Annotated in this window: 22 protein-coding genes; 16 read left to right on the plus strand and 6 right to left on the minus strand. The window is 64.6% G+C overall.

The annotated features are described in order from the left end of the window. Window positions 1-73: 73 nt before the first annotated feature. Window positions 74-1,114, minus strand: coding sequence for a low specificity L-threonine aldolase (locus tag J4P02_RS05210; RefSeq protein ID WP_426188448.1), 1,041 nt, complete (start codon window positions 1,112-1,114; stop codon window positions 74-76). Window positions 1,115-1,520: 406 nt separating this feature from the next. Between J4P02_RS05210 and J4P02_RS05215 the strand changes: the two genes are divergently transcribed. The 7 genes from J4P02_RS05215 (at window position 1,521) to fdhA (ending at window position 10,479) form a co-directional block, all read left to right on the plus strand. Next, entirely contained in the window at window positions 1,521-2,774 is a 1,254-nt protein-coding gene (locus J4P02_RS05215) for a serine hydroxymethyltransferase (protein WP_426188450.1), read from the plus strand. Window positions 2,775-2,797: 23 nt separating this feature from the next. Next, window positions 2,798-4,048 (plus strand): sarcosine oxidase subunit beta family protein, encoded by a 1,251-nt coding sequence (locus tag J4P02_RS05220; protein ID WP_016964291.1) that lies wholly within the window; start codon window positions 2,798-2,800, stop codon window positions 4,046-4,048. Between the two features lie 17 nt (window positions 4,049-4,065). Further along, on the plus strand, window positions 4,066-4,368 hold the full coding sequence (locus tag J4P02_RS05225) for a sarcosine oxidase subunit delta (protein WP_426188452.1): 303 nt from the start codon (window positions 4,066-4,068) through the stop codon (window positions 4,366-4,368). Next, window positions 4,365-7,382, plus strand: a complete 3,018-nt coding sequence (locus J4P02_RS05230) for a sarcosine oxidase subunit alpha (RefSeq protein ID WP_426188454.1) — start codon at window positions 4,365-4,367, stop codon at window positions 7,380-7,382. The genes J4P02_RS05225 and J4P02_RS05230 overlap by 4 nt, the downstream gene beginning before the upstream one ends. 137 nt (window positions 7,383-7,519) lie before the next feature. Continuing rightward, window positions 7,520-8,152 (plus strand): sarcosine oxidase subunit gamma, encoded by a 633-nt coding sequence (locus J4P02_RS05235; RefSeq protein WP_426188456.1) that lies wholly within the window; start codon window positions 7,520-7,522, stop codon window positions 8,150-8,152. Window positions 8,153-8,300: 148 nt separating this feature from the next. After that, complete coding sequence (gene purU / locus J4P02_RS05240) at window positions 8,301-9,158, plus strand: formyltetrahydrofolate deformylase (RefSeq protein ID WP_426188458.1); 858 nt, start codon at window positions 8,301-8,303, stop codon at window positions 9,156-9,158. A 121-nt stretch (window positions 9,159-9,279) separates the two neighbouring features. After that, window positions 9,280-10,479, plus strand: coding sequence for a formaldehyde dehydrogenase, glutathione-independent (gene fdhA, locus J4P02_RS05245; RefSeq protein WP_426188459.1), 1,200 nt, complete (start codon window positions 9,280-9,282; stop codon window positions 10,477-10,479). A gap of 314 nt (window positions 10,480-10,793) precedes the next feature. Here fdhA and J4P02_RS05250 read toward each other — a convergent pair whose 3' ends face one another. From J4P02_RS05250 to J4P02_RS05260, 3 genes are all read right to left on the minus strand, one after another. Further along, on the minus strand, window positions 10,794-11,357 hold the full coding sequence (locus J4P02_RS05250; RefSeq protein ID WP_426188461.1) for a hypothetical protein: 564 nt from the start codon (window positions 11,355-11,357) through the stop codon (window positions 10,794-10,796). 150 nt (window positions 11,358-11,507) lie between these two features. Continuing rightward, entirely contained in the window at window positions 11,508-12,182 is a 675-nt protein-coding gene (locus J4P02_RS05255) for an anti-sigma factor (RefSeq protein WP_426188462.1), read from the minus strand. Continuing rightward, window positions 12,179-12,820 (minus strand): sigma-70 family RNA polymerase sigma factor, encoded by a 642-nt coding sequence (locus J4P02_RS05260; protein ID WP_426188464.1) that lies wholly within the window; start codon window positions 12,818-12,820, stop codon window positions 12,179-12,181. Before J4P02_RS05260 ends, J4P02_RS05255 begins: the two co-directional genes overlap by 4 nt. Before the next feature lie 178 nt (window positions 12,821-12,998). Between J4P02_RS05260 and J4P02_RS05265 the strand changes: the two genes are divergently transcribed. The 4 genes from J4P02_RS05265 to J4P02_RS05280 all read left to right on the plus strand — a co-directional run bounded on the left by J4P02_RS05265 (window position 12,999) and on the right by J4P02_RS05280 (window position 15,966). Further along, window positions 12,999-13,565 carry a DUF2780 domain-containing protein gene (locus J4P02_RS05265; RefSeq protein WP_426188466.1) on the plus strand — a complete coding sequence of 189 codons (567 nt, stop codon included), beginning with the start codon at window positions 12,999-13,001 and terminating at the stop codon, window positions 13,563-13,565. Between the two features lie 92 nt (window positions 13,566-13,657). After that, a complete protein-coding gene (locus J4P02_RS05270) occupies window positions 13,658-14,086 on the plus strand; it encodes a DUF350 domain-containing protein (protein ID WP_426188467.1) in 429 nt (142 codons plus the stop codon). A 9-nt stretch (window positions 14,087-14,095) separates the two neighbouring features. Continuing rightward, window positions 14,096-14,815, plus strand: a complete 720-nt coding sequence (locus tag J4P02_RS05275; RefSeq protein WP_426188469.1) for a DUF1190 domain-containing protein — start codon at window positions 14,096-14,098, stop codon at window positions 14,813-14,815. Then, window positions 14,812-15,966 carry a glutathionylspermidine synthase family protein gene (locus J4P02_RS05280; protein WP_426188471.1) on the plus strand — a complete coding sequence of 385 codons (1,155 nt, stop codon included), beginning with the start codon at window positions 14,812-14,814 and terminating at the stop codon, window positions 15,964-15,966. The genes J4P02_RS05275 and J4P02_RS05280 overlap by 4 nt, the downstream gene beginning before the upstream one ends. Here J4P02_RS05280 and J4P02_RS05285 read toward each other — a convergent pair whose 3' ends face one another. Beyond that, the gene (locus tag J4P02_RS05285) at window positions 15,967-16,854 is read right to left on the minus strand and encodes an acyltransferase (protein WP_426188473.1); all 888 of its coding nucleotides are present in this window, start codon (window positions 16,852-16,854) and stop codon (window positions 15,967-15,969) included. Between the two features lie 212 nt (window positions 16,855-17,066). Between J4P02_RS05285 and J4P02_RS05290 the strand changes: the two genes are divergently transcribed. The 5 genes from J4P02_RS05290 (at window position 17,067) to J4P02_RS05310 (ending at window position 21,575) form a co-directional block, all read left to right on the plus strand. Then, window positions 17,067-17,567 carry an ATP-dependent zinc protease gene (locus J4P02_RS05290; RefSeq protein ID WP_426188474.1) on the plus strand — a complete coding sequence of 167 codons (501 nt, stop codon included), beginning with the start codon at window positions 17,067-17,069 and terminating at the stop codon, window positions 17,565-17,567. A gap of 186 nt (window positions 17,568-17,753) precedes the next feature. Continuing rightward, on the plus strand, window positions 17,754-18,434 hold the full coding sequence (creB, locus tag J4P02_RS05295) for a two-component system response regulator CreB (protein WP_426188476.1): 681 nt from the start codon (window positions 17,754-17,756) through the stop codon (window positions 18,432-18,434). Next, complete coding sequence (gene creC, locus J4P02_RS05300; RefSeq protein WP_426188478.1) at window positions 18,434-19,852, plus strand: two-component system sensor histidine kinase CreC; 1,419 nt, start codon at window positions 18,434-18,436, stop codon at window positions 19,850-19,852. Before creB ends, creC begins: the two co-directional genes overlap by 1 nt. A gap of 183 nt (window positions 19,853-20,035) precedes the next feature. Further along, the gene (gene creD, locus J4P02_RS05305; RefSeq protein ID WP_426188479.1) at window positions 20,036-21,412 is read left to right on the plus strand and encodes a cell envelope integrity protein CreD; all 1,377 of its coding nucleotides are present in this window, start codon (window positions 20,036-20,038) and stop codon (window positions 21,410-21,412) included. Then, complete coding sequence (locus tag J4P02_RS05310) at window positions 21,405-21,575, plus strand: hypothetical protein (RefSeq protein WP_426188481.1); 171 nt, start codon at window positions 21,405-21,407, stop codon at window positions 21,573-21,575. Before creD ends, J4P02_RS05310 begins: the two co-directional genes overlap by 8 nt. Here J4P02_RS05310 and J4P02_RS05315 read toward each other — a convergent pair. Continuing rightward, window positions 21,572-22,201: a glutathione S-transferase gene (locus tag J4P02_RS05315; protein ID WP_426188483.1), complete on the minus strand. Its 630-nt coding sequence runs from the start codon at window positions 22,199-22,201 to the stop codon at window positions 21,572-21,574. The two genes, J4P02_RS05310 and J4P02_RS05315, sit on opposite strands and share 4 nt — an antisense overlap. Between the last annotated feature and the right edge of the window lie 26 nt (window positions 22,202-22,227).

Below are 22,227 nucleotides of genomic sequence, written 5' to 3' on the forward strand. Positions count from 1 at the left end.
GCTGCTGCGCCCTGGCCGGCGCAGCGGGAGCAAGCTCCCTCGCCACAGTGAGCCTTCCGGTCAGGAAGGTGGCTCAGGCGCTCATCACCGTGCGGATATCCGCCGCCAGTTCACGCACCCGCTCTTCCTCGGTGTCCCAGGAGCACATGAACCGCGCGCCGCCCTGGCCGATAAAGGTGTAGAAACGCCAGCCCTTGGCGGTCAGCGCGGCAATTGCGGGTTCCGAAAGTTGCAGGAATACGCCGTTGGCCTGTACCGGGAACATCAGCTCCACGCCAGGGATATCGGCCACCAACTGGGCCAGCAATTGCGCGCAGTGGTTGGCGTGGCGGGCGTACTTGAGCCAGGCGTCGTTTTCCAGCAGGCCGACCCAGGGCGCCGAGAGAAAGCGCATTTTCGAGGCCAGCTGGCCGGCCTGCTTGCAGCGGTAGTCGAAGTCTTCCGCCAGCTTGTGGTTGAAGAACAGGATGGCTTCACCCACCGCCATGCCGTTCTTGGTGCCGCCAAAGCACAGCACGTCGACCCCGGCCTTCCAGGTCAGATCCGCCGGGGTGCAGCCGAGGAAGGCGCAGGCGTTGGAGAAGCGCGCGCCGTCCATGTGCAGGTTCAGCCCCAGTTCCTTGCAGGTGGCGCTGATGGCGCGCACTTCTTCCGGGGTATAGACGCTGCCCACCTCGGTGGCCTGGGTCAGGGTCACCACCCGCGGCTTGGGGTAGTGGATGTCCTGGCGCTTGAGGGCGATCTCGCGGATCGACTCCGGGGTCAGCTTGCCGTTCTGGGTGCCGGCGATCAGCAGCTTGGACCCGTTGGAGAAAAACTCCGGGGCGCCGCATTCGTCGGTTTCGACGTGGGCGGTTTCCGAGCAGATCACGCTGTGGTAGCTCTGGCACAGCGACGACAGCGCCAGGGAGTTGGCGGCGGTGCCGTTGAAGGCGAAGAACACTTCGCAGTCGGTTTCGAACAGTTTGCGGAATTGGTCCGAGGCGCGAGCGGTCCACTGATCGTCGCCGTAAGCGCGCTCGTGGCCGTGGTTGGCCTGCTCCATGGCAGCCCAGGCTTCAGGGCAGATGCCAGAGTAGTTGTCGCTGGCGAATTGTTGGCTCTTGTCGGTCATGGCCGGCTCCGTGGTCGATGATGGTGGGCACTTTACCCAAGAACAATGGCCCAGCACAGGTGCTGCTTATGGCGGATTAATGCATGGCCCATAAGGATTTATGCGTGGGGGGCGTGTGTTGCCGGCTGCGGCGCCGCGGCTTGGGGATCATGCGCTCTATCCCGGGCCTTTGCTGCAATTTCTGGCCCTGTGTCAGCTTCTCTTGCGGGCCGGCTCGGACAATCCTGGCGCTCGCCACTTGTCGCTTGCCGCTGCCCCTGTCGGACATGTCGTAAACGCACCTTTGTGTGGCGTCCATAGGCATTTGAGTTCGCCGCCTCGGTCATACCATCGCATCCAAAGGGCGCAGCTTTAACGCTGGCCTCACCGAGACGAAAGGCGCAGCGCCGCCGCTGGGAGAGACGTGATGTTCAGCAAGCAAGATCAGATTCAGGGTTACGACGATGCACTGCTGGCGGCGATCAATGCCGAGGAGCAACGCCAGGAAGATCACATCGAGCTGATCGCGTCGGAGAACTACACCAGCAAGCGGGTGATGCAGGCCCAGGGCAGCGGGCTGACCAACAAGTACGCCGAGGGCTATCCGGGCAAGCGCTACTACGGCGGCTGCGAGCATGTGGACAAGGTCGAGGCCCTGGCCATCGAGCGCGCCAAGCAGCTGTTCGGTGCCGACTACGCCAACGTCCAGCCGCACTCCGGCTCCTCGGCCAACAGCGCGGTGTACCTGGCGCTGCTGCAGGCCGGTGACACCATCCTGGGCATGAGCCTGGCCCACGGCGGCCACTTGACCCACGGCGCCAAGGTGTCGTCTTCGGGCAAGTTGTACAACGCGGTGCAATACGGCATCGACACCACCACCGGGTTGATCGACTACGACGAGGTCGAGCGCCTGGCGGTTGAACACAAGCCGAAGATGATCGTCGCCGGCTTCTCTGCCTACTCCAAGACCCTGGATTTCCCGCGTTTCCGGCAGATCGCCGACAAGGTCGGCGCCTTGCTGTTCGTCGACATGGCCCACGTGGCCGGGCTGGTGGCCGCAGGCCTGTACCCCAACCCGCTGCCCTTTGCCGATGTGGTCACCACCACCACCCACAAGACCCTGCGCGGTCCTCGTGGCGGGCTGATCCTGGCCAAGGCCAACGAAGAGATCGAGAAGAAGCTCAACGCCGCGGTGTTCCCCGGCGCCCAGGGCGGCCCGCTGATGCATGTGATCGCGGCCAAGGCGGTGTGCTTCAAGGAGGCCCTGGAGCCCGGCTTCAAGGCCTACCAGAAGCAGGTGATCGAAAACGCCCAGGCCATGGCCGGCGTATTTATCAAACGCGGCTACGATGTAGTGTCCGGCGGCACCGACAACCACCTGTTCCTGGTCAGCCTGATTCGCCAGGGCCTGACCGGCAAGGATGCCGACGCCGCCCTGGGCCGCGCCCATATCACCGTGAACAAGAACGCCGTGCCCAACGACCCGCAGTCGCCATTCGTCACTTCCGGCCTGCGCATCGGCACCCCGGCGGTCACCACCCGTGGTTTCAAGGTCGCCCAGTGCACCGAACTGGCCGGTTGGATCTGCGACATTCTCGACCACCTCGGCGATGCCGATGTCGAGGCCAATGTCGCCCGTCAGGTGGCGACCCTGTGCGCTGATTTCCCGGTTTACCGCTGAGAGCCGCAACTGGAGCAATGACTATGCAACGCTACTCGGGCTTCGGCCTCTTCAAGCACTCTCTCAGCCACCATGAAAACTGGCAGCGCATGTGGCGCACGCCAACCCCGAAGAAAGTCTATGACGTGGTCATAGTCGGCGGCGGCGGGCATGGCCTGGCCACCGCCTACTACCTGGCCAAGGAGCACGGCATCACCAATGTGGCGGTGGTGGAGAAGGGCTGGCTGGGCGGCGGCAACACCGCGCGCAACACCACCATCGTGCGTTCCAACTACCTGTGGGACGAATCGGCGCAGCTCTACGAACACGCCATGAAGCTGTGGGAAGGCCTGTCCCAGGACCTCAACTACAACGTGATGTTCTCCCAGCGCGGGGTCTACAACCTGTGCCACACCCTGCAGGACATCCGTGATTCCGAGCGCCGGGTCAGCGCCAACCGCCTCAATGGCATCGACGGCGAACTGCTCAACACCCAGCAGGTGGCGGACGAGATTCCCTACCTGGACTGCTCGAAGAACACCCGCTACCCGATCCTCGGTGCCACCGTGCAACGGCGCGGCGGCGTGGCCCGTCACGATGCCGTGGCCTGGGGTTTCGCCCGGGCCGCGGACGCCCTGGGCGTGGACCTGATCCAGCAGACCGAAGTGATTGGTTTCCGCAAGGAAAACGGCGTGTGCATTGGCGTCGAGACCAACAAGGGCTTTATCGGCGCCAAGCGCGTCGGTGTGGTCACCGCCGGTAACTCCGGGCACATGGCCAAGCTGGCGGGCTTTCGCCTGCCGATCGAATCCCACCCGCTGCAGGCGCTGGTGTCGGAGCCGATCAAGCCGATTATCGACAGCGTGATCATGTCCAACGCGGTGCACGGCTACATCAGCCAGTCGGACAAGGGCGACCTGGTGATCGGTGCCGGTATCGACGGCTGGGTCGGCTACGGCCAGCGCGGTTCCTACCCGGTGATCGAGCACACCATCCAGGCCATCGTCGAGATGTTCCCGGTGCTGTCCCGGGTACGCATGAACCGCCAGTGGGGCGGCATCGTCGACACCAGCCCGGACGCTTGCCCGATCATTTCCAAGACCCCGGTGCCGAACATGTTCTTCAACTGCGGCTGGGGCACTGGCGGTTTCAAGGCCACCCCGGGCTCGGGCAACGTGTTTGCCGCCAGCCTGGCCAAGGGCGAGATGCACCCGCTGGCCGCTCCTTTCTCCATCGACCGTTTCCACAACGGTGCGCTGATCGACGAACACGGCGCCGCGGCCGTCGCCCACTAATAAGAGGACACTTCCCTATGTTGCATATCTTCTGTCCTCACTGCGGCGAGCTGCGCTCCGAAGAGGAATTCCATTCGTCCGGCCAGGCGCATATTCCCCGGCCGCTGGACCCCAATGCCTGCACCGACGAGGAGTGGGGCGACTATATGTTCTTCCGCGACAACCCCCGCGGCCTGCACCACGAACTGTGGATCCACGCCGCCGGTTGCCGCCAGTACTTCAACGCCACCCGCGACACCGTCAGCTACGAAATTCTTGAAACCTACAAGATCGGCACCAAGCCGCAGTTCACCGCCAAGGCTGCTGGAGAGAAGGTATGAGCCAGAGCAATCGCCTGTCCAACGGCGGCCGTATCGACCGCAACAAAGTCCTCACCTTCACCTTCAACGGCCAGGCCTACAAAGGCTTCGAGGGCGACACCCTGGCCTCGGCCCTGCTGGCCAACGGCGTCGACATCATCGGCCGCAGCTTCAAGTACTCGCGGCCCCGGGGCATTTTCGCCGCAGGCTGCGAGGAGCCCAGCGCGGTGCTGCAGATCGGCGCCACCGAAGCCACCCAGATCCCCAACGTGCGCGCCACGCAACAGGCGCTGTACCAGGGCCTGGTGGCCACCAGCACCAACGGCTGGCCCAGCGTCAACAACGACATGATGGGGATTCTTGGCAAGGTCGGCGGCAAGCTGATGCCCCCGGGTTTCTACTACAAGACCTTCATGTACCCGCAGTCGTTCTGGATGACTTACGAGAAGTACATCCGCAAGGCTGCGGGCCTCGGCCGTTCGCCTACCGAGAACGATCCGGACACCTACGACAACATGAACCAGCACTGCGACGTGCTGATTGTCGGCGCTGGCCCGGCCGGTCTGGCGGCGGCCCTGGCCGCTGCCCGTAGCGGCGCCCGGGTGATCCTGGCCGACGAGCAGGAAGAATTCGGTGGCACCCTGCTGGACAGCCGCGAGAGCCTGGACGGCAAGCCGGCGGTGGAGTGGGTGGCCAGCGTGGTCGCCGAGCTCAAGTCGCTGCCCGATGTGTTGCTGCTGCCACGGGCCACGGTCAATGGCTACCACGACCATAACTTCCTGACCATTCATGAGCGCCTCACCGATCACCTCGGCGATCGTGCGCCCATCGGCCAGGTACGCCAGCGTATCCACCGGGTGCGGGCCAAGCGCGTGGTACTGGCCACCGGCGCCCACGAACGGCCGCTGGTTTACGGCAACAACGATGTGCCGGGCAATATGCTGGCCGGCGCGGTGTCCACCTACGTGCGTCGCTACGGCGTGGCTCCGGGCAAGAAGCTGGTGCTGTCCACCAACAACGATCACGCCTACCGCGTGGCCCTCGACTGGCTCGACGCCAGCCTGCAAGTGGTGGCCATCGCCGATGCGCGGCACAACCCTCGCGGCGCCCTGGTGGAGGAGGCGCGGGCCAAGGGCATCCGCATCCTCACTTCCAGCGCAGTGATCGAAGCCCGTGGCAGCAAGCATGTGACCGGTGCGCGGGTGGCGGCCATCGACGTCAAGGCGCACAAGGTCACCAGCCCCGGCGAGTGGCTCGACTGCGACCTGATCGCCAGCTCCGGCGGCTACAGCCCGGTGGTGCACCTGGCCTCGCACCTGGGCGGCAAGCCGGTGTGGCGCGAAGACATCCTCGGTTTCGTGCCCGGTGAAGCGCCGCAGAAGCGTGTGTGCGTGGGCGGCATCAATGGCGTCTACAGCCTCGGCGATACCCTGGCCGATGGTTTCGAGGGTGGCGTGCGCGCCGCCAGCGAAGCCGGCTTCCAGAGCGTGGAGGGCGTGTTGCCCAAGGCCCTGACCCGTCTTGAAGAAGCGACCCTGGCGCTGTTCCAGGTGCCCCATGAAAAAGGCACCGCCCGGGCGCCGAAGCAGTTCGTCGACCTGCAGAACGACGTCACCGCCGCCGCCATCGAACTGGCGACCCGCGAAGGCTTCGAGTCGGTGGAACACGTCAAGCGCTACACCGCCCTGGGCTTCGGCACCGACCAGGGCAAGCTGGGCAACGTCAACGGCCTGGCGATTGCCGCCCGTTCGCTGAACGTGAGCATCCCGCAGATGGGCACCACCATGTTCCGCCCGAACTACACGCCGATCACCTTCGGCGCCGTGGCTGGCCGGCACTGCGGGCACATCTTCGAGCCGGTGCGCTTCACCGCGCTGCATGCCTGGCATGTGAAGAATGGCGCCGAGTTCGAAGACGTTGGCCAGTGGAAGCGCCCCTGGTACTTCCCGAAAAACGGCGAGGACCTGCACGCCGCGGTCAAGCGCGAGTGCCTGGCAGTGCGCGACAGCGTCGGCCTGCTGGACGCCTCGACCCTGGGCAAGATCGATATCCAGGGCCCGGATGCCCGGGAGTTTCTCAACCGCATCTACAGCAACGCCTGGACCAAGCTCGATGTGGGCAAGGCCCGCTACGGCCTGATGTGCAAGGAAGACGGCATGGTCTTCGACGACGGCGTCACCGCCTGTCTGGCCGACAACCACTTCCTCATGACCACCACCACCGGCGGCGCGGCCCGGGTGCTGCAGTGGCTGGAGATCTACCAGCAGACCGAGTGGCCGGACCTCAAGGTGTACTTCACCTCGGTCACCGACCACTGGGCCACCATGACCCTGTCGGGCCCCAACAGCCGCAAGCTGCTGAGCGAAGTCACCGACATCGACCTGGACAAGGACGGCTTCCCGTTCATGACCTGGAAGGAAGGCCTGGTGGGTGGCGTACCGGCGCGGGTGTTCCGCATCTCCTTCACCGGTGAGCTGTCCTATGAGGTCAACGTCCAGGCCGACTACGCCATGGGCGTGCTGGAGCAGATCGTCGAGGCCGGCAAGAAGTACAACCTGACCCCTTACGGCACCGAGACCATGCACGTGCTGCGGGCCGAGAAGGGTTTCATCATCGTCGGCCAGGACACCGACGGTTCCATGACCCCGGACGACCTCAACATGGGCTGGTGCGTGGGCCGCACCAAGCCGTTCTCCTGGATCGGCTGGCGCGGGATGAACCGCGAAGACTGCGTGCGCGAGCAGCGCAAGCAACTGGTGGGCCTGAAGCCGATCGACCCGACCCAGTGGCTGCCGGAAGGCGCGCAACTGGTGTTCAACCCCAAGCAGGCGATTCCCATGAGCATGGTGGGCCACGTGACCTCCAGCTACGCCCACAACTCCCTGGGTTATTCCTTTGCCATGGGCGTGGTCAAGGGCGGCCTCAAGCGCCTGGGCGAGCGGGTGTTCGCGCCTTTGGCCGATGGCCGGGTGATCGAGGCGGAAATCGTTTCCTCGGTGTTCTTCGATCCCAAGGGTGATCGCCAGAACATCTAAGGCACAACACCGCTCGCGTAGGAGCTGGCTTGCCAGCGAAGGCGGTCTCAGGGCTGGCACAAGGCTCAAGAGCTTCGCCGGCAAGCCGGCTCCTACAGCAGGCCGGGGTTATCAACAGAATTCAGGACAGGTGCGATATGAGCGCAGTCAACGTTTACCAACAGCGTCCCACCGGCGCGGCCAAGGCCGAGTCGTCCTTGCATCACGCCGACCTGCCGAGCCTGGTGGGCAAGGGCCGGAAGAACGCCGGGGTGATCCTGCGGGAGAAAAAACTTCTGGGCCACCTGACCATTCGTGGCGATGGCCACGACCCGGCCTTCGCTGCCGGCGTGCACAAGGCCCTGGGCATCGAGCTGCCCAGTGCCCTGACGGTGGTGGTCAAGGGCGACAGCAGCCTGCAATGGCTGGGCCCGGATGAATGGCTGCTGATCGTGCCCGGCGGCGAGGAATTGGCTGCCGAGCAGAAACTGCGGGAGGCCCTGGGCGAGCTGCATATCCAGATCGTCAATGTCAGCGGCGGCCAGCAGATTCTCGAACTCTCCGGCCCCAATGTGCGCCAGGTGCTGATGAAGTCCACCAGCTACGACGTGCACCCCAACAACTTCCCGGTGGGCAAGGCGGTGGGCACGGTGTTCGCCAAGTCGCAACTGGTGATCCGCCGCACCGGCGAGGACACCTGGGAGCTGCTGGTACGCCGCAGCTTCTCCGATTACTGGTGGATGTGGCTGCAGGATGCCGCCGCCGAATACGGCCTGAGCGTGCAGGCCTGAGCCCAGCTTGGCTGGGTAGGAGCGAGCTTGCTCGCGAAGGACGGAGTTCCCGAAAGACCACAGCGCCCTTGGGTTTTTCGCGAGCAAGCTCGCTCCTACAGAGAATCGACCGCGCTGCGGTTGCCCTAACGAACAGGAGTTATCCCGCATGAGCCGCGCCCCCGATACCTGGATTCTCACCGCCGACTGCCCCAGTGTGCTTGGCACGGTGGACGCAGTGACCCGCTTCCTGTTCGAGCAGGGTTGCTACGTGACCGAGCACCATTCCTTCGACGACCGGCTCTCGGGGCGCTTCTTTATCCGCGTGGAGTTTCGCCAGCCCGATGGCCTCGACGAGCCGGGCTTTCGCCAGGGCCTGGCCGAGCGGGCCAAGGCCTTCGACATGAGCTTCGAGCTGACCGCGCCGCATTACCGACCCAAGGTGGTGATCATGGTGTCCAAGGCCGATCACTGCCTCAACGACCTGCTCTACCGCCAGCGCATCGGCCAGTTGCCCATGGACGTGATGGCGGTGGTGTCCAACCACCCGGACCTCAAGCCCCTGGCCGACTGGCACCAGATTCCCTATCACCACTTTCCCCTCGACCCCAACGACAAGCCGTCCCAGGAACGCCAGGTGTGGCAGGTGATCGAGGACTCCGGCGCCGAGCTGGTGATTCTTGCCCGTTACATGCAAGTGCTGTCGCCGGAGCTGTGCCGCAAGCTCGACGGCAAGGCGATCAATATCCACCACTCGCTGCTGCCGGGGTTCAAGGGCGCCAAGCCCTATCACCAGGCCTACAACAAGGGCGTGAAACTGGTGGGGGCCACCGCCCACTACATCAACAACGACCTGGACGAGGGGCCGATCATCGCCCAGGGCGTGGAAGTGGTGGACCACAGCTACTACCCCGAAGACCTGATCGCCAAGGGCCGGGATATCGAAGGCCTGACCCTGGCCCGGGCGGTGGGGTATCACATCGAACGGAGGGTGTTCTTGAACGGCAACCGTACGGTTGTTCTCTAGCGACAAGCTGCAAGCTTCAAGCCGCAAGAGCAATGCGGCGCTCACACTTCTTGCGGCTTATAGCTTGCCGCTTGAAGCTGGCTTTTCTCTCGTCACAACAACAAATAAAGAGGTGACAGGCATGTCTGGTAATCGTGGTGTGGTGTATCTCGGCAGCGGCAAGGTCGAAGTACAGAAGATCGACTATCCGAAAATGCAGGACCCGCGCGGCAGGAAGATCGAGCACGGTGTGATCCTGCGCGTGGTTTCCACCAATATCTGCGGTTCGGACCAGCATATGGTTCGCGGCCGCACTACTGCCCAGGTTGGCTTGGTGCTCGGCCATGAAATCACCGGCGAGGTGATCGAGAAGGGCAGCGATGTCGAGAACCTGAAGATCGGCGACCTGGTTTCGGTGCCGTTCAACGTGGCCTGCGGGCGCTGCCGTTCCTGCAAGGAGCAGCACACCGGGGTCTGCCTGACCGTCAACCCGGCTCGTGCCGGCGGTGCCTACGGCTACGTCGACATGGGCGACTGGACCGGCGGCCAGGCCGAGTACGTGCTGGTGCCCTACGCCGACTTCAACCTGCTGAAACTGCCGAACCGCGACAAGGCCATGGAGAAGATCCGCGACCTGACCTGCCTCTCCGACATCTTGCCCACCGGCTACCACGGCGCGGTAACCGCCGGCGTTGGCCCGGGCAGCACCGTGTATGTGGCCGGTGCCGGTCCGGTGGGCCTGGCGGCGGCCGCTTCGGCGCGCCTGCTGGGAGCGGCGGTGGTGATTGTCGGTGACGTCAACCCGGTGCGCCTGGCCCACGCCAAGGCCCAGGGTTTCGAAATTGCCGACCTGTCCAAGGACACCCCGCTGCACGAACAGATCGCCGCGCTGCTGGGGGAACCCGAGGTGGATTGCGCAGTGGACGCCGTGGGCTTCGAAGCCCGTGGCCATGGCCATGCCGGTGCCCAGCACGAAGCCCCGGCTACCGTGCTCAACTCGCTGATGGGCGTGGTGCGGGTGGCGGGCAAGATCGGTATTCCCGGCCTGTATGTCACTGAAGACCCGGGCGCGGTGGACGCCGCGGCGAAGATGGGCAGCCTGAGCATCCGCTTCGGCCTGGGCTGGGCCAAGTCCCATAGCTTCCACACCGGCCAGACCCCGGTGATGAAGTACAACCGCCAACTGATGCAGGCCATCATGTGGGACCGGATCAATATCGCCGAAGTGGTGGGGGTGCAGGTCATCAGCCTCGACGATGCGCCGCGTGGTTACGGCGAGTTCGATGCCGGGGTGCCGAAGAAATTCGTTATCGACCCGCACAAGCTGTTCAGTGCTGCCTAAGGATGCTCGGCCTTTGGCCTGATGCCTGCCCGTAAGGAAAAACGCCGCCTTCTCTTGCCGAGAGGGCGGCGTTTTTATTTGTGGCGAGGGAGCTTGCTCACGATGGCTGCAACGCCGTTGCGCCAGCCAAGTCGCGAACTCAGGTTTTACGACCGCTGCGCGCCGGGGCGCCGGCCGACCGGGAGCAAGCTCCCTCGCCACACCGACTGGTTGCGATCAAGCGATCAGTGGTGCCCGCAGGCGGCGTCCCAGCACATCCAGCAGGTCGCAGCCATCGCGCAGGGGAATGCTCGGTAACGGTTGCGGATGCTGAATCAGTAGCCTCTGCCCGGGTAGTCGAACCAGTGTTCGCCACTGAGGATGTCCTTGATGTGGGCCTCGGTAAAAATCCCGGGGGCATCGCGCTGGAAGCGCGAGCGCCACTGGGGCAGCCACCAGTAGTTCAGCGCCGTGCCCCGTGGCAGCAGCACCAGGCTCAGGACGGGGCGGTCCATGGCCCCGCGCTGATACAGCTGGTGGCTGCGGTCCATGAGGTCGAGGTAGTAGTCGATGGGCAGGGACAGCATCAGGGCCGTGGCATGCACCTTTTCCGTTTGGGTTCGCTGGGGGGCCTGCAGCAGGTTCAGGGCTTCGCAGTAGTACTGCTCGGGGTGGCGGACGAACACCTGGGCCTCGGGATCTTCAAGAATCCCCAGGGCACTGCCGTCGTCGCGCCAGTCGGCCCCTTGGCGGTCGTTGAAGTACTGGCGGATGAAGCCGGTCAGGGGGCCCGGGGCAACGTCAGTGCATTGGCTGCTATCGACCGGGGTGCCGATTCGCCAGAGCAAGAGGGCGGTTGCCAGGGCCAGCAGGAGGCCGCAGTAGAGCGCAGCTTTCATAAGAGTCCGTTCGGTGGATGGCGCCAGGCGAGGCGGGTGCTTGCATGGCGGGCAGGGGGCTGCCTGCAAGGACGCGGGTGGGGTCCTGGACGCGGAGTTTACCCTGACGGCGTTCGCGGGCAAGCCCGCTCCTATGGCAACAGGTGCCTGTTACAGCGCGGCCAGTGGCCCCTGGTAGAGCACCGGCCCGGTGGGTTGGCCGGTGGGCGAGCCACCGTGGGGTTCGAGGCTGACCGCCAGGGCGATGGGGGTATCGAGCAGGGCGCGTTGGACCTGGCTCAGGTTGATCTTGCCCTTGCCGCCCAATGGCACCACCCCCAGTGAAATCGGCTTGCCATCGGCCGGAATCGCCCAGAGCTCCAGGCTACGGTCCAGGCCAATGGACGCCAGGGCCAGGGGTTCGACCTGCAGGTACTGGGCGTGGGCCTGGATGCGCAGCGCCGGTTCCTGGCTGGCGCTGAGCAGGGTGGCGCTGTAGCGCACGTTGTCGCTCTGATGCAGGAAGCCGAAATACAGGGTCGCCAGCACCGCGCAGGTCGCCAGCGCCAGGCGCAGGCGCAACCACAGTGGATGCTTGCGTGGCACATGCAGCACCTGGGGTTCGATACGGGCCTGGATGCCTTGCCACACATGCTCCGGCACCTCGTGCTCGGGCAGGGCGGCGGTCAGGCTGGCGAGGCTTTCCTGCCACTGCGCCAGTTCCTCGCGCAGCGCCGCGTCATCCAGCAACAGCGCCTCGAAGCGCCGGCGAGCGGCGCCCTGCATCAGGCCTATGGCGTAATCGGCGGCCAGGGCGCGGCGTCGTTCGGGGGTTTGATAATTCATGACTCAAGGCACCGGCGCAGGCGTTCCATGCCTCGGCGAACCCAGGATTTCACCGAGCCCAGGGGCGCGGCCAGGTGCTGCGCCAGTTCCGTGCAGGACAGGCCCTGGAAGTAGGCCACGCTGATGGATTGTCGCTGCATGGCATCCAGGCTTTCCAGGCAGTGGTGCAGGGCTCGGGCCTGGCGGGCACTGTCCAGTTGTTCATGGGCCGAAGGGGCTTGATCCTCCAACTGTTGTTCCTCCAGCTCGCCCAGGGGCCGTTCGCGGTGCTTGCGCAACTGGTCGATGGCCTGGTTGCGGGTGATGTTGATCATCCAGGTCAGGGGCGCCGACAGGTGCGCCTGGTAGCGCGCGGCGTTGTTCCAGATGCGCACGAAGCTTTCCTGCAGCACCTCTTCGGCCAGGTCCTTGCGGCCCATGAAGCGCAGGGCGACGCCGTGCAGGCGCGGTGCAACCTCGCGATAGAGGGTTTCGAAGGCGCGGCGATCCCCCAGTGAGCACTGGGCCAATAGGTGCCGCAACTGATCGGTGTCGAGGCTGGCGATGACGATTCTCCAGGCCGCTAGAGGAAGGTGCAGGGACAGACCCTGGCGGATGCAGCCAGAGCCTAGTCCAGGGTCTGTGGTTGTTCCATTCACGTCCTGTTACCTCATGCCCGGGGGATGGCGCCTGTTCCGATATACGTGCCGGGAGCCTGCCTGGATGCAGGCGCCGGACGGTAGCTCGAGGTTTGGAACAATCAGCACTGGCCTCAGTCAAAACAACGTTTTTCACCGCCCGATTCCGGGTGGTTTCTCGCCCCATGAGGTTGTTTCGATGAATATTCCACGCGGTTTCGCCCTGGCTACCCTGATGACCCTGGCAGCCGGCTCGGCCCTGGCCGGCGGTTTCAGCCTGAACGATGCGGCCAATGCGATTGCCGGCATGCAGGGCGGCGACAAGGCTGCCGCCGCAGCACCGACGACCCAGACTGCCGGTCTGCTCGGTGCCCTGGGCTCGCAGTTGAATGTCACCCCGCAGCAGGCCATCGGAGGCACCGGCGCCATGCTCGGCCTGGCGAAGAACCAGCTGAGCGGCGCGGACTTTGCGCAGTTGAGCAAAAGCGTGCCGGGCCTGGAGCAGCTTTCGGGCAGCGGTGCCCTGGGCAGTCTCGGCGCCCTGGGTGGCCTGCTGGGGCAGTCGTCCGGACAGGCCTCGGGCCTGGACAGTGCCTTGGGCAATGTGCAGAACACCAATGACCTGAACAATGCCTTCAGTGCCTTGGGCATGGACAGCGGCATGATCGGCCAGTTTGCTCCGCTGATCCTGCAGTTCCTGGGGCAACAGGGCGTAGGCAATTCGCTGCTCAACAACCTGGGCGGCATCTGGGGGGTAGGCGGCTAAGCGTCGCCGAAGGGAATTCCGACCCGGCAGTTTTCCCTGAACGGGGCCTGTGCTATATCTCGCGCCCCGTTTTTCAAGGAAGCTTGCACGCCATGTTCATGGATGCACTGAAGATGTCTCTGCCCGCCGATGCGGTGCTCGGTTTCATGCTCTACATGCTGGGCGCCGCCCTGGTGTTTGCCCTCTACGCGTTTATCTACACGCGCCTGACCCCCTATAACGAATTCGCCCTGATCCGCCAGGGCAACAGTGCCGCGTCCATTGCCCTGTCCGGGGCCCTGCTGGGCTTTGCGATTCCGGTGGCCAGCGCGATTTCCCACTCCATCTCGATCATCGACTTCCTGCTCTGGGCGGCCATTGCCGCAGTGGTGCAGTTGCTGGCGTTCTTCGTGGTGAGCCTGACCCTCAAGGGCTTGTCCCAACGCATCGCCAACCAGGAGAACGCCGCGGCGATCCTGGTGGCGGGGGTGTCTGTCGGTGTCGGCCTGCTGAACGCGGCCTGCATGACGCCATCGGTCTGAGGGCGCGCCATGAAACGCAGTAAAAGTGTGCGCCTGGTGCTGCTGGGCAGCGTGCCGTTCGCCCTGGCGGCCTGTGATGGCCAGCCCCAGGCGACTCGCGAAGTGCGCCAGGTGCAGAATTTCAGCAGCCCGCGGCAATGCGAGCAGGCGCAGATTCCCCTGGATATCTGCCAGTCGGCCCGTGATGACGCCTGGGAGCGTAGCCACTCCGTGGCCCCGCGCTACCTGGATCTGCAACGCTGCGAGGAAGACTTCTACCCCGGCAATTGCATGGTTTCCAGCGACAACCGGGCCTATGTGCCGATTTTCCAGGGCTTTGCCCTGACCAGCCAGCGCACGGTGCCGGTCAAGCCCGAGGAAGAGGAGCAACAGCAATCTGCTAGCAGTGGCTCGGGCAGCTCTGGTGGTGGTAGTGGTGGTGGTAGCCACAGCAGCGGTTCTTCCGGTTCCAGTTTCTGGCGCTGGATCGGCCTGGATTCCACCCCGGAAACCCGCTACTTCAGCGAGGCCCTGTACAAGGAGCGCGACGGGCGCGGCGGTGCGCAACTGAGCACCCTCAGCCAGCAGGTCGAGGCCGGCAAGACCTTCAGCCATGCCGGCAGCAATGGCCGTTTCGGCATTTCCAGCCCGGAGCATTTCACCCGCGCCGGCAACTCCATGGCCGGCGCCCATGAGGTGGTCAGCCGCGGCGGTTTCGGCTCCGGGCACAGCTGGGGCTTCGGTTCTTGAAGCGCATCGCCAGCACTCCGCGCCCGGACTGGCAGGCCACGGCGGAGCAGTTGGGCTTTGCCTTCCACACCTTTGACGGCGAGCCCTACTGGGACGAGTCGGCCTATTACCGTTTCAGCCTGCGGCAGATCGAGGACGACCTGGAAGACCCGACCCAGGAACTGCACGAACTGTGCATGGCCCTGGTGGCTGAGGTGGTGGAGAGCCAGGAATTGCTGGAACGCCTGGCGATTCCCGAGGCCTTTCATGAGCTGATCCGCCAGTCGTGGAAACAGGGCGATCCCCATCTCTACGGGCGCATGGACCTGAGCTACGACGGCACGGGCCCGGCCAAGCTGCTGGAAACCAACTACGACACGCCGACCTCCCTGTATGAGGCGAGCTTCTTCCAGTACGTGTGGCTGGAGCAGCAGTTGCAGCGCGGGCAGTTGCCGGCGGGTTGCGACCAGTTCAACAGCATCGAGGACAAGCTGCTGCAGGCCTTTGTCCAGGGTGGCTTCAAGTCGCCGATGCACTTTGCCTCGGTGGCCGATTCCCTGGAGGACCGCGGCACCGTGGAGTACCTGCGGGACATCGCCCGGCAGGCCGGCCTGGGCACGCGGCTGATGGATATCGAAGACATCGGCCTGAATGCCGCTGGGCGTTTCGTCGACCTGCTGGGCACGCCCATCGACAGCCTGTTCAAGCTCTACCCCTGGGAGCAGATGTTCAATGAAGGCTTTGGCCCGGCCATCGCCGGCAGCCGCACGCAGTTCGTCGAGCCGCCGTGGAAGGCCATTCTCTCCAACAAGGGCGCCATGGCCCTGCTCTGGGAGCGGCATGCGGGGCACCCGAACCTGCTGCCGGCGTTTATCGATGAGCACCCGAGCGCCAGCCTGAACCCGGGCTGGGTGCGCAAACCATTCTTTTCCCGGGAAGGGGCCAATGTGGAGATCTGCACCGCAGATGGGCAGCGCCTGATCGAGGCCGGGCCCTATGGCGGGCCGTGCATTCGCCAGCAGTTTCACCCGCTGCCGGTGTTTGCCGGCAACCACACGGTGATTGGCAGTTGGGTGATTGGCGATCAGCCGGCGGGGATCGGCATTCGCGAAGACCATTCGCCGATCACCAAGGACAGCAGCCGTTTCCTGCCCCATGTGATCAGCGATTGATCAGTTGCCTTCGGCCAGCAGTGCGCTGATGCGCTGGTCCTTGTCGGTCCACAGCTGGTTGACCCAGTCCTGGACCTGCTGGCGGAACGCCGGGTCGTTTTCGTAATCGCCCTGCCACAGGGCTGGGGCCAGCTCGCGGGTGCGGATGTCGATGATCACCTTGGGCACGTTGCCGCTGATCAGGTCCCAGAAGCCGGGAGTGCCTGCCTGGGGATAGACCACGGTGACATCCAGCATGGCGTCCAGCTGTTCACCCATGGCCGCCAGGACAAAGGCCACGCCGCCGGCCTTGGGCTTGAGCAGGTGCTGGAAGGGCGAGCCCTGCTGCTGGCGCTTGGCGGGGCTGAAGCGGGTGCCTTCCAGGTAGTTGACCACGGTCACCGGCTGGCGCTTGAACAGCTCACAGGCGGCCTTGGTGATTTCCAGGTCCTTGCCTTGCAGTTCCGGGTGCTTGGCCAGGAACGCCTTGCTGTAGCGCTTCATGAAGGGGTAGTCCAGGGCCCACCAGGCCAGGCCGAGGAACGGCACCCAGATCAGTTCCTTCTTGAGGAAGAACTTGAAGAACGGCGTGCGTCGGTTGAGGGTCTGGATCAGCGCCGGAATATCCACCCAGGACTGGTGGTTGCTCACCACCAGGTACGAGGTGTCTTGCCGCAGGCCTTCACCGCCGCGGATGTCCCAGCGGGTGGGGATGCACAGGGCGAAGATCAGCTTGTCGATCTCGGCCCAGGTCTCGGCGATCCACATTACCGCCGCCGAGGCGTAGTCGCGCAGGCGTCCGGGCAGCACCAGCTTGAGCAGGGCGAAGAGCATCAGTGGGCCGAACAGCACCAGGGTGTTGAGCAGCAGGAGCAGGGTGACGAAACAGCCGGTGAGCAGTCGGCGCATAGGGCACTCTTTACAATCTTTTGGGCGCGCCATGATAAGCAGCTTCGGCGGGCAGGCCAAATTCAAGTGTGCTGACGAATGTTTCACCTGGGGCCGGGTAGGGTGTTGGGCACGCTGGGCCTCTTCGCCGGCAAGCCGGCTCCTACGGGGCGAACCAATTGGCTGGTGGCGGTCTAAAATCCCGCTGCCTCTTTCTCAAGGAACCCACTGTCGTGAAATCCATCCTTGCTTTGCTGTCTCTTCTGGCGCTGCCGGTGCTGGCCGCCGAGCCGACCCTGTATGGCCGTTATGAATACATCCGCCTGCCGGAGATCGGCGAAACCCTGCAAGCCAAGATGGACACCGGGGCCCTGACCGCGTCGCTGTCGGCCAAGGATATCCAGACCTTTACCCGCGACGGCGAGAACTGGGTGCGTTTCCGCCTGGCCACCAAGGACGCCGGCGGCAAGGTCTATGAGCACAAGGTGGCGCGCATCAGCAAGATCAAGAGCCGCGCCGACGAAGGCGATGAGGCTGAAGAGCCGCAGTCGGCCAAGCGTCCGGTGGTGGAGCTGGAAATGTGCCTGGGCAACGTCAAGCGCACGGTGGAGGTCAACCTCACCGACCGCAGCAGCTTCAACTACCCCTTGCTGATCGGCGCCAAGGCCCTGCGGGAATTCGGTGCGGCGGTGAACCCGGCGCGGCGCTATACCGCCGACAAGCCCAACTGCTAAAGCTACTGCGCTCGGCAATACTGCGTTGAAAACAGGCGAGGAATGCTCATGTAGGTCCCTACACTCCGCTTCCTCGCCTGTTTTCGCCTTGTCTTGCTCTCGCTCGCTACGTTTTCACAAGGTCTGATTGACTGTCCACAAGGCATCCGGCACCGTGCGCCCATTGACCTGCCGTGCTCGGATGCCATGTCCCATATCCTGATTGTCGAAGACGAAGCGGCGATTGCCGACACCCTGATCTTTGCCCTGCAAGGCGAAGGTTTCACCACCACCTGGCTGAGCCTGGGGCGTGCTGCGCTGGAGCATCAGCAGGCGACCCCGGCGGACCTGATCATCCTCGATATCGGCCTGCCGGATATCAGTGGCTTCGAAACCTGCAAGCAGCTGCGGCGCTTCAGCGAAGTGCCGGTGATGTTCCTCAGTGCCCGGGACGGCGAGATCGACCGGGTGGTAGGCCTGGAGATCGGCGCCGACGACTATGTGGTCAAGCCCTTCAGCCCGCGGGAAGTGGCGGCGCGGGTCAAGGCGATCCTCAAGCGCATGGCGCCACGGCTGGCGCCCGAAGCTTCGCAGTCGCTGTTCGTGATCGACCCGGCGCGGGTACAGATCAGTTATCGCGGCCAACCCCTGAACCTGACCCGGCATGAATTCCGCCTGCTGCAATGCCTGCTGGAACAGCCCGAGCGGGTGTTCAGCCGCGAGCAATTGCTGGATGCCCTGGGGGTGATGGCGGATGTGGGCTACGAGCGCAATATCGACAGCCATATCAAGAGCCTGCGGGCCAAGCTGCGGCTGGTGGCGGCTGCGGCCGAACCGATCCAGACCCATCGCGGCCTGGGCTACAGCTACAGCCCGAGCCACGCCTGATGACCTTGGGGCTGCGGATCTTCCTGGTGTACCTGCTGTTTATCAGCCTGACCGGCTATTTCGTGCTGAGCACGGTGACCAAGGAGATCCGCCCCGGGGTTCGCCAGTCCACTGAGGAAACCCTGGTGGACACCGCCAACCTGTTGGCGGAAATCCTGCGGGACGATTTCAAGGCCGGCACCCTGAGCGAGAATCGCTGGCCGCAGCTGCTGCGGGCCTATGGCGAGCGGCAACCGGCGGCGACCATCTGGGGCCTGCCGAAGAATCAGGTCAACCACCGGATCTACGTCACCGATGCCAAGGGCATGGTGGTGCTGGATTCCAGCGGCCTGGCGGTGGGCCAGGACTATTCGCGCTGGAATGACGTGTACCTGACCCTGCGCGGACAATATGGCGCGCGTTCGTCGCGGGCGGTGGCCGACGACCCCAATTCCTCGGTGATGCATGTGGGCGCGCCGATCCGCGATAACGGCCAGATCATCGGCGTGGTCACCGTGGCCAAGCCCAACAGTTCATTGCAGCCCTATGTCGACCGTACCGAGCGCCGCCTGCTGTGGTGGGGCGCCGGGCTGATCGTCATGGGCCTGCTGTTCGGCGCCTTGCTGTCCTGGTGGCTGAGTGCCGCGCTGCGGCGTATCACCGGCTATGCCCTGGCGGTCAGCGAAGGGCGCCGGGCCGAGCTGCCGCACTATCGCGGTGGCGAGCTGGAGCAGTTGGCCACTGCGGTGGAACGCATGCGCACCCAGCTGGAAGGCAAGGCCTATGTCGAGCGCTATGTACACACCCTGACCCATGAACTGAAAAGCCCGCTGGCGGCGATTCGCGGTGCCGCGGAGTTGTTGCAGAGCGAGATGCCTGAGGAACAGCGCCAGCGCTTCGTCGGTAATATCGACAGCGAAAGCGCGCGCATGCAGCAGTTGATCGAGCGCCTGCTGAACCTGGCCCAGGTGGAGCAGCGCCAGGGCCTGGAGGAGCGGTTGGAGGTGCCCCTGGCGCCGCTGTTCAAGGAATTGCTCGCCAGCCAGCATGGGCGCATCGAGGGCAAGCAGTTGCGCATCGAGCAGCAGTTGCCGGCGGACCTGGCCTGGTCCGGCGAGCCTTTCCTGCTGCGCCAGGCCTTGGGCAACCTGCTGACCAATGCCCTGGACTTCAGCCCTGCGGGTGGCCTGCTGCGCTGCACCGCGCGACGCCTGGAGGAGGGCGTGGAGCTGGTGCTGTTCAACCAGGGCGAGCCGATTCCCGACTACGCCCTGCCGCGCTTGTGCGAGCGTTTCTACTCCCTGCCGCGCCCGGACAGCGGGCGCAAGAGCACCGGCCTGGGGCTGAATTTCGTCGAGGAAGTGGTGCAGTTGCATGGCGGCCAGATGCACATCGACAACGTCCCGGGCGGGGTGCAGGTGACCTTGCGCCTGCCCTGAGCAATGTGAGGATGTGGCGAGGGAGCTTGCTCCCGTTGGCGCGCAAAGCGCGCCCAAGGCCAGCGGGAGCAAGCTCCCTCGCCACAAAGATCTTGGGGATTCTCCACAGAGTCTCCACATGGTCCCCATAAAACCCCCATAGGTGCGTTCCAGACTCTCTCCCATTCCAACTGGGAGAGCCTCATGAACCGCAACCTGACCTTCAAACTCGGGGCCATTGGCCTGTTGATCATGCTGTTGCTGATCCCGCTGCTGATGATCAGCGGCCTGATCGGCGAGCGCCAGCAACTGCGCGACGGCGTGCTCAGCGATATCGCCCGCAGCTCCAGCACCCAGCAGCAGATCAGCGGCCCGGTGCTGGTGGTGGACTACCGGCAGACGGTGCGCACCTGGAAGACCGACGAGAAAACCAAGAAGCGCTACCAGGAAACTCGCGAGCGGCAGGGCCGGCTGTTCTTCCTGCCGGAGCATTTCGAGCTGGACGGCAAGGCCCAGACCGAGCTGCGCGCCCGGGGGATCTACGAGGCGCGGCTGTTCCACGCCGACAACCACATCAGCGGCCACTTCGTGGTGCCCGAGCAATACGGGATCAAGGAAGATTTCGCCGACTATCAGTTCGACGCGCCGTTCCTGGCGGTGGGCATCAGCGATATCCGCGGCATCGAAAACGCCCTGCAACTGCAGCTCAATGGCCAGACCCTGGACTTTGCCCCGGGGGCCTTTGTCAGCTGGCTGGATGAGGGTGTGCATGCGGTGCTGCCGCCCCTGGACCTGAAAAAGCCCGCCCGCCTGGATTTCGCCTTCGACCTGCGCTTGCAGGGTACCGGGCAGTTGCAGGTGCTGCCGGTGGGCAAGACCAGCCAGGTGCGCCTGAGCGCCAACTGGCCCCATCCGAGCTTTGTCGGCAACTACCTGCCGGTACGGCGGGAAGTCACCGAGCAGGGCTTCTCGGCCATCTGGCAGACCTCGTTCTTCTCCACCAACCTGCAGCAGGCCCTGGATCGCTGCGCGCTCAATGATGAGTGCCAAGGCTTCAACAGCCGCAGCTTCGGGGTGAGCTTTATCGATCCGGTGGACCAGTACCTGAAAAGTGACCGCGCGATTAAATACGCGCTGCTGTTTATCGTTCTGACCTTTGCCGGCTTCTTTCTTTTCGAGGTGCTCAAGAATCTGTCGGTGCACCCGATCCAGTACGGATTGGTGGGGGTGGCCCTGGCGTTCTTCTACCTGTTGCTGCTGTCGCTTTCCGAGCACCTGGGTTTTGCCCTGGCCTATGGCGTGTCGGCGGCGGCCTGTGTCGGCCTGATCGGTTTCTATGTCAGCCATGTGCTGCACAGCTGGCGTCATGGAGCGGCGTTCGCGGCGGGGCTGGCGGCCTTGTACGGCCTGCTGTATGGCCTGCTGAGCGCCGAGGACTATGCGCTGCTGATGGGCTCGTTGCTGCTGTTTGCGCTGCTGGGGGTATTCATGGTGCTGACCCGCAAGCTGGACTGGTATGGCGTGGGGGCGCGCAAGACGCCGGCACCCTTGCAGTTCGATCTGGAGGCGGTTCGTGAGTAGGGGGCTGGGGTTGCGCGAAGATCAACGCCAGCGCGAGCACCTGGAGCAGCAGCTTGGCCAGTTGTTTCCGCTGGATGCCTGGTGGCTGGTGCGCCGGCAAGCAGGCCCCCGTTCTACAGGTGCCGGCTTGCCACTGAAGCGCAGCGAGCGCCTGACCGATTAGAGCGGCGGCCGGGTTTCGAGCATCGACGGCCGCTGGCTGACTTCGAAGTACCAGGCCGCCAGTTGCGGCTGCTGCTGGCGCCATTCCAGGTCGGGGTGGCGCAGGTCCAGGTAGCCCAGGGCGCAGGCGACGCTGATGGCGGCCACGTCGAAGTGGCTGGCCAGCTCGGCAATTGCCTCGGCTTCGAGCACTGCCAGGGCGCGGCGGATCTTCTCGCGCTGGCCTTCGAGCCACGGCTGCCACTGGAGCTCGGGGGCACGCAGGAACTGCTCGTAGCGCACCAGCACGGCGGCATCCAGGATGCCGTCGGCCAGGGCCGCCAGGGTCAGGCGGCGCCAGCGCGCCGAGCCTTCACGGGGGATCAGCGGGTTGCCGACGTGCTGCTGGTCCAGGTAGTCGAGGATCACCCGGCTGTCGTACAGCACCTGGCCGTCGGCCAGGCGCAGGGCGGGGATCTTGCCCAGGGGGTTGTCCTGGATCAGCGCCACATCGGGGGTGATCGGGGTCAGCTTGCTGTCTTGCAGGGCCACGCGGTTCTGTTGCCCGGTCTCGTGCAGCAGCACCATGACCTTGCGTACGTAGGGTGATGTGGGGCTGTGGAACAGCGTCATGCTGGCGGTGGACATGAATATTCCTCAAAGGTGGCAGGAGC

This window comes from Pseudomonas sp. NFXW11 (assembly GCF_049887815.1).
GTDB lineage: Bacteria > Pseudomonadota > Gammaproteobacteria > Pseudomonadales > Pseudomonadaceae > Aquipseudomonas.